The sequence below is a fragment of the Vibrio sp. ZF57 genome (genome assembly GCF_001691235.1).
Lineage (GTDB): Bacteria > Pseudomonadota > Gammaproteobacteria > Enterobacterales > Vibrionaceae > Vibrio > Vibrio crassostreae_C.
Map to the genome: position 1 here is coordinate 82,577 of NZ_MAKD01000041.1, position 580 is coordinate 83,156.

Sequence of the window (580 nt, forward strand, 5' to 3'; positions counted from 1 at the left end):
GGTAACAACCTCAGGCACCCTAACCAGTACCGACGTAGATAACCCAGACAATGCTTTCCAGCCGGATTCTATTTCAGGCACCAACGGTAACCTGACTATTGATGCCAATGGTCACTGGAGCTTCACTGCCAACAGCGCGTTTAATCAATTGAATGTCGGCGACAAGATCGAAGAGACCTTTACGGTATCGTCGGTTGATGGCACACCGTCAACCATCAAAGTGACGATTAACGGCACTAACGATGCAGCGACAGTCAGTACCGCAACAGTCAGTGTGGATGAGACTGATAAAGCGGTAACGACATCAGGCACGTTAACCAGTACCGATGTTGATAATCCTGATAACACATTTACGCCAGACTCCATTGTTGGAGCTAATGGCGACCTAACTATTGATGCTAATGGGCATTGGGTGTTCACCGCCAACAGTGCGTTTAATCAATTGAACGTCGGCGATAAAGTCGAAGAGACCTTCACTGTATCGTCTATTGATGGCACAACGTCAACGGTCAAAGTGACGATTAACGGCACTAACGACGCCGCTACTGTCAGCAGTGCGACCGTCGCTATCGATGAAACC

The 580-nt window shown here is 48.6% G+C and carries 1 protein-coding gene; it reads left to right on the plus strand.

The genetic code is table 11. The features are described from left to right. The coding region (locus tag A6D97_RS04950; protein ID WP_206208208.1) for a VCBS domain-containing protein at nt 1-580 on the plus strand (580 nt) is incomplete at both ends.